Source organism: Microbacterium sp. zg.Y909 (genome assembly GCF_024626565.1).
The window spans coordinates 1-8,324 of sequence record NZ_JANJFJ010000195.1; the positions used below are offsets into that span (position 1 = coordinate 1).

Consider the following 8,324-nt stretch of genomic DNA (forward strand, 5'->3'; position numbering starts at 1 on the left):
GGGCCAGCGGGGGCGCGGTGCGGTAGCTCGAGCCCGACGGAGGTTCGACGAGGATGACGTCGGCCCCGAGCTGGGCGAACAGCCGGCCGCAGTAGTTCGCGATCTCTCCGCCCAGGTCGAGGATGCGCAGGCCTTCCAGCGCGCCCGCAGGCGGCGTGGTCGTGGTCATGGCGTGCTCCTCTTCACTGAGTAGATATAATCTATATAATACACAATGGAATGGAAGAGCAAAGGATCCGCGGGCGCGGCTCGTGGCTTCCAGCGCCATCCAGGCCCGCGGGTGGTGGGACTGGCGCACAGGCGTGCCACGCGCAGTGCCTCCCTGCCGATGACGCGGGGTGCATCGGGGGCGGACGGGGCACTGGTGCCGTCGAGCGTTGTCGGGTCAGCCCCGCGACGGATCCGCGCCGTACGCGCTCATCGCGCAGGCGAACGCGACGCCGTCGGCCGTGCTGCGCCGAGGGTTCCTCCGGTTCGGCATCCTCCTCGGCTCCAGGCCTCGGAGCGAAGTCGGCTCCCCATGCCGGGGAGCGAGGAGGTCACTGCGGGGACGAGTCGCTGTTCCGTGCCGCTCGCTCACCGAGCGCGACGCGGACGTGCTCGGCCATGAGGCGCGCGGCTTCATCGCCGCGGCCGGCCTCCAGCGCGGCCAGCACGGCCTCGTGCTCCTGAAGGAACTGCTCCACCCGTTCGGTGTTGTCCCACATGCTCGCCGAGCTCGGAATCGCCTTCTCCCAGATCGGCCGCATCACGTGGTCGGCCAGGTAGGGCGACCCGGCGCGCATCACGGCGAGGTGGAACTCGCGGTTGGCCCGGGAGAGCTCGGTCGCGTCGGCTCCGTCGCGGACGAGTCCGCGCATCGCGTCGTGAGCGGCGCGCAGCGCACTCAGCGACGCCGCGTCGGCGCGTTCGCTCGCCAGTCGGGCGAGGAACCCCTCGACCTCCGCACGGAAGAGGTAGAGGTCGCGCACGTCATGCGTGGGCATTTCGGTGACCGTCGCCCCACGATGGGGGGAGTAGTCGACCATTCCTTCGGATTCGAGCCGACGCAGCGCCTCCCGAACGGGGGTCGCACTCACGCCATAGCGGGAGCTGACGTCGGTCTGGCGGATCTGCGCGCCCGGAGGGATGGTGCCATCGCGCAACTCCTTCCGCAGACGCTGGAAGACGTACTCCGCCTTGCTGAGTGGTCGCTGGTCCGCGCTGGGTTGGTCGATCGATCCGTCCATCCGCATCTTCCTCGATAGGGAGCCCTCACTCTATCCACATAGTCGGCGATGTGGCCTCTTGCGCGGAGAGTGGGATGCCCTTCTGCAGTGCGCGATCGAGCGCGTCAGCGGCCCACGAAACGGGGGGTGCGCTTCTCGGCGAATGCGCGGCGCCCCTCGGCACGGTCCTCGGTGTCGCGGAGCAGGCCGAACGCGTAGCGTTCCGCAGCGATGCCGGCTTCGAGGGGGACCTCCTGAGACATGGTGACGAGCTTCTTCACGGCGGAGATCGCAAGCGGGGCGTTGCCGGCGATGGCCCGGGCGAGCTCCGAGGCGCGCTCCTGCAGGCGTTCGAAGGGGACGACCTCTTGGACCAGGCCGATGCGCAGTGCCTCCTCGGCGTCGATGCGCTCACCGGTGAGGATCATCTTCATCGCGTTCGGAACGCCCACGACCCGGGGGAGCAGCTGCGTGCCGGCGCTGCCCGGGATGCTGCCGATGCGCGCTTCCGGCAGCCCGAAGCTCGCGTTCGCCGAGGCGATGCGGATGTCCGCACGCAGGGCGATCTCGAGCCCGCCGCCCAGCGCGTAGCCGTTGATCGCGCAGATGGTCGGCTTGTCCACCGGGAAATCAGCCAGCAGGTGGTCGCTGCGCCCTCCGAACTCCTGGACGACGAGGCTGTCGGCGCTCGCCGGTGCGGACTTGAGGTCCGCGCCGGTGGAGAACGACCTGTCGCCGGCACCCGTCAGAACGGCGACCCGGATCCCGCTGTCGTCCGAGATGCGTCTGTAGATGGTGCGCAGCTCCGCACGAGTAGGAGCGTCGAGGGCGTTCAGGGCCTCGGGGCGGTCGAGGGTGACCCAGGCGACGCCCTCGTCGACGGTCAGGTGCACGGTCATGATGCTCCTTCAGGAAGATATAGAGTATAGATAATATCTGCATTCTATACGTGGGGTAAATTGTGCGGATGAGTACACGCGAACCCGAGGCTGGGGCCGGACGGTCGGAGTCTTTCGAGAGGCCGCTGAGCAAAGCGGAATATGTTCTGCAGCGCCTGAGGCAGGAGCTCGTCGACGGGGCGATCGAGCCCGGTGCGCAGATCCGGCAAGGGGACATCAGTGCCCGCTACGGCGTCAGCGCCACGCCCGTGCGCGAGGCGCTGCGGCAGTTGGAGGCGGAGGGGCACGTCAGCTACTCACCGCACCGCGGGGCGACCGTCAACACCATGCCCGAGGAAGACCTGTACGCGCTGTACCGCTTCCGTATCGAGGTCGAGAAGCTGCTCGCGGAGCTCGCCGTCGAACGCGCCGACGCGAGTGCGCTTGCGGACGTGAAGCGCAAGCACGAAGAACTCAAGGCCGCCGTCGCGGCGGGGCAGGGCGCCGAACGGCTCTCTCAGCTGAACCGGGAGTTCCACCTCGCCCTCATGCGCGCGGGAGCCCCGTACATCGCCGATCGCGTCGTGGGGCCGCTGTGGAAGACGGTGATCCCGACCTCGCAGAGTCAATGGGACAGTGGCGATTCCGTCACGGAGTTCCTCCACGCTCACGACGAGATCGTCGCCGCCATAGAGAAGGGCGATGCTGCCGAGGCCGGCAGGCTCATGGGCGCGCACGTCCAGGGCGCCTATACGGAACGCCTCTCACGCCTGAAGGGCGACTGACGACACTCCTGAAACGTCTCCGTATAATCTATACAATCCTTTCTATATAAGGTACATTCAGGGCAGCGGTCGATCGACGAAGTCGACCACCATGGAGGCGAAATGAGTGAGAAGTACGACGTCGTCGTCGTCGGCGGAGCCAGTGCAGGGTATGCAGCGGCGGTCGCCGCCAGTCATGCCGGCGCAGAGCGGGTGCTGGTCATCGAGAAGGCGCCACGCGACGAAGTGGGTGGCAACTGCCGATTCTCGAAGATGGGCTTCCGTGTCGTGCATGACGGCACGGACGACCTCTTCGAGCTGCTCAACTCCGATCAGCAGGAGGAGCTCAAGGGTCGCTTCAAGGTGCGCCCGTACACGAAGGAAGACTTCGCGAGCGACCTCAACCGCGTCACCAAGGGTCTGATGGACCCAGAGCTCGCCCGCACCCTGGTCGAGGACTCCCGCGACGCCATCGACTGGATGACCGAGCTCGGCCACAAGTGGCTGGCCTGGCAGACGCCGGTCGATCGCGACGGCATCCTCGAGTTCCCCCCGGGCACCGTTCTCGGCCCGGTCGGCGGCGGCCTCGGGCTCGTCGAGCAGTGGATCAAGATCGGTGACGAACTCGGCATCGAGCTGCGCACGGGCACCCGCGTCTCCGGCATCCTGGGCGATTCCAACCGGGTGCACGGCGTCGTCGTCGACGGCCCCGATGGGCGCACCGAGATCGAGGCGAAGGCGGTCATCCTCGCCAGTGGTGGCTTCCAGGCCAGCGCGGAGCGTCGCGCCCGCTACCTGCCCCCGGGCTCGGACCTCATGAAGGTGCGCGGCAGCCGGCACAACACCGGCGAGGTGCTGGACATGGCCGTCCAGCTGGGTGCCGACACGTCCGGGCAGTGGCAGGGCGGTCACGCCTCGCCCATCGACGCGAGCGCGCCCAACGTCGAGGTCGACAACAAGGTCAACCGCTACGCGTACCCCTACGGCATCTCCGTGAACACGAACGGCGAGCGGTTCTTCGACGAGTCCGAGCGCCACCGTACGTACACCTACGCCAAGACCGGCTGGGCCGTGTCGCGTCAGCCCGACGGCATCGCGTACCAGATCTACGACCAGCAGGCCACGGCGCTGTTCCCCGACGCGTACCGCTCGGCGACGCCTTACCAGGCCGACTCGATCGCGGAGCTCGCCGAGAAGATCGGGATCGACCCCGTTGCGCTGGAGCGCACCGTGTCGGAGTACAACGACTCCGTCAACGTCGCGGTCACCTACGACCCGACGGTGGAAGACGGCCGCAACGCGCAGGGCCTCGTGCCGCCCCACAGCAACTGGGCGCTGCCGATCGAGAAGGGCCCCTTCCTCGCCTACGCCGTCACCGGAGCGATCACCTTCAGCTTCGGCGGCGTCAAGACGAACGCGGACGGCCAGGTGCTCAACACCTCGCAGAAGCCGATCAAGGGTCTCTACGCCAACGGCGACATCGTCGGCATGTTCTACCACAACTACCCCTCCACCAGCGGCATGACCCGCAACGTGGTGTTCGGCGGCCGCGCCGGTGCGCATGCGGCCACCGAGGCAGGGCGATGACGACCCTCGCCGCCGACGTGCGGGTCACCCGCGCTGTGGCGGAGTTCGCCTCGGGCCTCGAGTACGGCCAGATCCCGACGGATGTGCTCGAGCGCACGCGGCTGCTGCTGCTGGACGGCATCGCCTGCGGGCTGGTGGGCGCCAAGCTTCCGTGGGCGCGCAAGGCGGTCGAGGCCCTCGCCATCGTAGAGTCCGGCACCGGCGCGACGCTGTGGGGGTGGGGCAAGAGCGTCTCGCCCTCCAGCGCCGCGCTGCTCAACGGCACGTTCGTGCAGGGCTTCGAGCTCGACGACTTCCACGCCCACGGTGCGCTGCACTCCTCGTCAGTGGTCGTCACGGCGGCGATGGCGGCGGCGGATGTGCATCCGGATGCCACGATCGGCGACCTGCTGCGCGCCTTCACCGTCGGCTACGAGGTCGGTCCCCGCGTGGGCATGGCCATGGGCGGCGGGCGGCTGAGCACCATCGGCTGGCACACCGGATCGGTGTACGGCACGGCCGCCTCCGCTGTCGCGGCAGGCTCGGTCTTCGGGCTGGATGCCGCGCAGATGGAAAGCGCCATCGGCAACTCGGTGACGCGGGCCAGCGGCCTCATGTCGGCGCAGTACAAATCGATGGTCAAGCGCATGCACCACGGCATGGCCGCGCAGTCGGGTCTGGTGGGTGCCGCGCTGGCGAGCCGGGGCTTCGTCGGCACGGAGTCGGTCCTCGAGCATCCCTACGGAGGGCTCGCTGCGGCGATCCTGGGCGACGCCGGCGAGGCGGACTTCACCAAGCTCACCGACGGGCTCGGTGAGGAGTGGATTCTCAAGACCATCGGCATCAAGCGGCACGCATGCCTCATCATGCTGCACTCGACGATCGACGCGATGGTCGAGCAGCGCGCTGCAGGCCTGCGGGCAGACGATGTGCAGAGCATCCGCATCGGCGTCAGTGAGAGCGTCGCCCGCCGCACATCGTGGGAGATGGAGCCGCCTGGCGCGCCGCTCAGCGCCCAGATGAACCTGCGTTTCGCGACGGCTGTCGCGCTGCTGGACGGCGCGGCCTACGTCGAGCAGTTCTCCGGAGCGTCGCTCGCCCGACCGGAGATCTGGGACCTCATGCGCCGCATCGACGTGGTCCATGATCCGCGCATCGACGAGCTCGGGCGTGCCCGGCGCTTCGTCACCGATGTCGAGATCCGCCTCACGGACGGCTCAGCGCGGTCGTTGCAGACCACGCCGCCGCAGGATCGCGACTTCGACGGCGAGGGCGTCAGGACGAAGTTCCGCGGCCTGGTGGGCGGCCTGGTCACCGATGAGCGACTGGCAGCGATCGAGGACTTCGTGCTGACGGCGGGCCCGGACACGCCCGCCGCCGCGCTCTCGGAACTGCTGGCAGCACCCGTCGAGCCCGCACTCGCGGATCTCGACTGAAGCAAGCCTGGAGGCGGGTCGCCGAAATAAATAATATACGGCGACCCGCACATCCAGTATTCTATACTTTATATCTAGTAGGTCTGTCGGGCTTTCGGGCGATGGCGCAGCCTGCATTCCTGACGATGGGAGTGGAAACGATGAAGTTACCGACTCAGCAAGGCGGATCCGAGACGATCCTCCGGGTCGAGGGGCTCCGGGTGCAGTTCGGCGCGGTCAATGCGGTCGTCGACACATCGTTCGAGCTGCGCAAGGGCGAGTTCCTCGGCGTCGTCGGCGAGTCGGGCGCCGGCAAGAGCGCGACCGCGAAGGCCATCGTCGGGTTGCTCGCCAAGAACGCCAAGGTCTCGGGGCGCATCGAGTTCGACGGACACAACCTCGTGGAGGCGTCTCGCTCGCACATGCGCAAGGTGCGCGGCCGTCGCATCGGCTACATCTTCCAGGACGCGCTGACGGCATTGGACCCGGTGTACACGGTCGGGTACCAGCTCGTCGAGGCGTACCGCGCGGCGAATCCCCAGGCGACGAAGGCCCAAGCGCGCCAGCGCGCCCTCGAGATCCTCGAGGAGGTCCAGATCCGCGACGCGAAGTCCCGGCTCGACGCCTACCCTCACCAGCTCTCCGGCGGCATGCGCCAGCGCGTCGCGATCGCGGTCGCGCTGATCGGCGACCCCGACATCATCATCGCCGACGAGCCGACGAGCGCCCTTGACGTGACCGTGCAGAAGCGCATCCTCGAACTGCTGCAGAAGGTCTGCCGCGACCGCAATGCCGCCGTCGTCCTCATCACGCATGACCTCGGGGTGGTGGCGCAGACCTGCGACCGCGTGGTCGTGCTCTACGGCGGCATCGTCGCCGAGAAGGCCGGGATCTTCGACCTCTTCGACGAGCCGCGGCATCCCTACACCAAGGCGCTGCTGGACACGCTGCCCAAGCGCGGACAGAAGTCCGCGCTGCGCCCGATTCCCGGGCAGGCAGTGCCCGTCGTCGGGGAGGCGCGGGCCTGCCCGTTCGTGAACCGCTGCGCCTCGGCGACACCCGTGTGCCACGAGCAGCTGCCGCAACCGGAGCAGGTCGGTGCCAGCATCGTGCGCTGCTTCAACCCGCTCCCGCAGCGGTCGCTCCTGGCAGAAGAGGTACTCCGATGACCATCGCACTCGACGTCCGCAACCTCGACAAGGTGTTCCGAGCGGGTGGCCTCTTCGCCAAGAAGTCGGCCGTCCACGCGGTGAACGATGTCTCGCTCTCGGTGCGTGAGGGGACGACGATGGGCCTGATCGGCGAATCCGGGTCGGGCAAGTCGACGACGGCCCGCATGGTGTGCCGGCTGCTGACCCCGGACAGCGGGCAGATCCTCTGGCACGGCAAGGACATCGTCAAGCTCTCGCGCAAGGACGCCGCCCAGGTGACGCGCGACATCCAGATCGTGTTCCAGGATCCGGGCTCCTCGCTGAACCCGCGGTGGCGCGTAGGATCGCTCGTCGCTGAGGGCATGCTGACGCACGGGCTCGGTGATGCGGCGCAACGCCGCGCCCGGGTCGCCGATCTGCTGGAGATGTGCGGGCTGCCCGGCTCCGCCGCCGAGAAGTTCCCCCACGAGTTCTCCGGTGGTCAGCGTCAGCGCATCGCGATCGCCCGCGCGCTGGCCGTGGCGCCGAAGCTGCTCATCCTCGACGAGCCGGTCTCGGCGCTCGACGTGTCCATCCAGGCGCAGATCCTCACGCTCCTCCAGGACCTGCAGCGAGAGCTCGGCATGACGTACCTCATGGTGTCGCATGACCTCGCTGTGGTGGAGCAGTTCTGCGACGACGTCTGCGTGATGCGCAACGGGCAGGTCGTCGAGCAGGGCGATGCGAGCAGCGTGCTCACCTCGCCCACCGCGGAGTACACGCAAGAGCTCATCAACGCGCATCCCGAGCCCGATCCGCGACGATCGCGACTTCGGGTCGAGAACGGAAGGTAAGACAGTGAATCCCCAGAAGCAACGACGCTCCAGGACGACCCGCACGCCGGCGCGGGCGATCGCCGTGGGCCTGGCCGGCCTCGCGCTGGTGCTCACCTCCTGTGCGGGCGGATCGGGCCAGGCCTCCGGGTCGGTGCAGGGTACGGAGCTGGTCATCGCCCAGACGGAAGCGGTGCAGACGTTCGACCCGGCCGCTTTCCGAGGGCGCGCGACGCAGTACGTCGTGCGGCAGATCATGACCCCCCTGATGGAGCTCGACAACGACCTGCAGGTCATCCCCGCTCTGGCCACCGAGTGGGAGATGGTGTCGGACACCACCTGGCAGGTGAAGCTGCGGGACGACGTCACCTTCACCAACGGTGAGGTCTTCGACGCCGCCGCAGTGAAGTACAACTTCGACCGCATCCTCGACCCCGACACGGCGTCGCCGCGGCGTTCTCTCGTGGTCACCCTCGACAGCGTCGAGGTCGTCGACGAGCACACCGTCAACTTCCACACCACGCAGCGCG

9 protein-coding genes are annotated in these 8,324 nt (G+C 68.1%); 6 read left to right on the top strand and 3 right to left on the bottom strand.

All coding sequences use genetic code 11. The features are described from left to right. From NQ160_RS24720 to NQ160_RS14075, 3 genes are all read right to left on the bottom strand, one after another. On the bottom strand, positions 1–268 hold a 268-nt coding region (locus NQ160_RS24720; protein ID WP_306853408.1), incomplete at its 3' end, for a CoA transferase. 271 nt (positions 269–539) lie between these two features. Continuing rightward, positions 540–1,229 carry a GntR family transcriptional regulator gene (locus NQ160_RS14070; RefSeq protein WP_257515838.1) on the bottom strand — a complete coding sequence of 230 codons (690 nt, stop codon included), beginning with the start codon at positions 1,227–1,229 and terminating at the stop codon, positions 540–542. A 104-nt stretch (positions 1,230–1,333) separates the two neighbouring features. Further along, entirely contained in the window at positions 1,334–2,107 is a 774-nt protein-coding gene (locus tag NQ160_RS14075) for an enoyl-CoA hydratase/isomerase family protein (RefSeq protein ID WP_257515839.1), read from the bottom strand. A 68-nt stretch (positions 2,108–2,175) separates the two neighbouring features. Here NQ160_RS14075 and NQ160_RS14080 point away from each other — a divergent pair, with 68 nt between their 5' ends. From NQ160_RS14080 to NQ160_RS24895, 6 genes are all read left to right on the top strand, one after another. Beyond that, positions 2,176–2,871 (top strand): GntR family transcriptional regulator, encoded by a 696-nt coding sequence (locus NQ160_RS14080; RefSeq protein ID WP_257515840.1) that lies wholly within the window; start codon positions 2,176–2,178, stop codon positions 2,869–2,871. Between the two features lie 102 nt (positions 2,872–2,973). Then, positions 2,974–4,437: an FAD-dependent tricarballylate dehydrogenase TcuA gene (tcuA, locus tag NQ160_RS14085; RefSeq protein ID WP_257515447.1), complete on the top strand. Its 1,464-nt coding sequence runs from the start codon at positions 2,974–2,976 to the stop codon at positions 4,435–4,437. Continuing rightward, positions 4,434–5,852 carry an MmgE/PrpD family protein gene (locus tag NQ160_RS14090; RefSeq protein ID WP_257515841.1) on the top strand — a complete coding sequence of 473 codons (1,419 nt, stop codon included), beginning with the start codon at positions 4,434–4,436 and terminating at the stop codon, positions 5,850–5,852. Before tcuA ends, NQ160_RS14090 begins: the two co-directional genes overlap by 4 nt. 140 nt (positions 5,853–5,992) lie before the next feature. After that, entirely contained in the window at positions 5,993–7,000 is a 1,008-nt protein-coding gene (locus NQ160_RS14095) for an ABC transporter ATP-binding protein (RefSeq protein ID WP_257515842.1), read from the top strand. Next, entirely contained in the window at positions 6,997–7,815 is an 819-nt protein-coding gene (locus NQ160_RS14100; RefSeq protein ID WP_257515843.1) for an ATP-binding cassette domain-containing protein, read from the top strand. The genes NQ160_RS14095 and NQ160_RS14100 overlap by 4 nt, the downstream gene beginning before the upstream one ends. Positions 7,816–7,819: 4 nt before the next feature. Next, positions 7,820–8,324 (top strand): ABC transporter substrate-binding protein (locus NQ160_RS24895; protein ID WP_257515844.1); only part of this gene is annotated, 505 nt, incomplete at its 3' end.

Excerpts from the sequence above, each read along its gene's own strand:
- tcuA (WP_257515447.1), top strand. The coding sequence starts at position 2,974 with ATGAGTGAGAAGTACGACGTCGTCGTCGTCGGCGGAGCCAGTGCAGGG.
- NQ160_RS14080 (WP_257515840.1), top strand. The coding sequence starts at position 2,176 with ATGAGTACACGCGAACCCGAGGCTGGGGCCGGACGGTCGGAGTCTTTC.
- NQ160_RS14090 (WP_257515841.1), top strand. The coding sequence starts at position 4,434 with ATGACGACCCTCGCCGCCGACGTGCGGGTCACCCGCGCTGTGGCGGAG.
- NQ160_RS14075 (WP_257515839.1), bottom strand. The coding sequence starts at position 2,107 with ATGACCGTGCACCTGACCGTCGACGAGGGCGTCGCCTGGGTCACCCTC.
- NQ160_RS14070 (WP_257515838.1), bottom strand. The coding sequence starts at position 1,229 with ATGGACGGATCGATCGACCAACCCAGCGCGGACCAGCGACCACTCAGC.
- NQ160_RS14100 (WP_257515843.1), top strand. The coding sequence starts at position 6,997 with ATGACCATCGCACTCGACGTCCGCAACCTCGACAAGGTGTTCCGAGCG.
- NQ160_RS14095 (WP_257515842.1), top strand. The coding sequence starts at position 5,993 with ATGAAGTTACCGACTCAGCAAGGCGGATCCGAGACGATCCTCCGGGTC.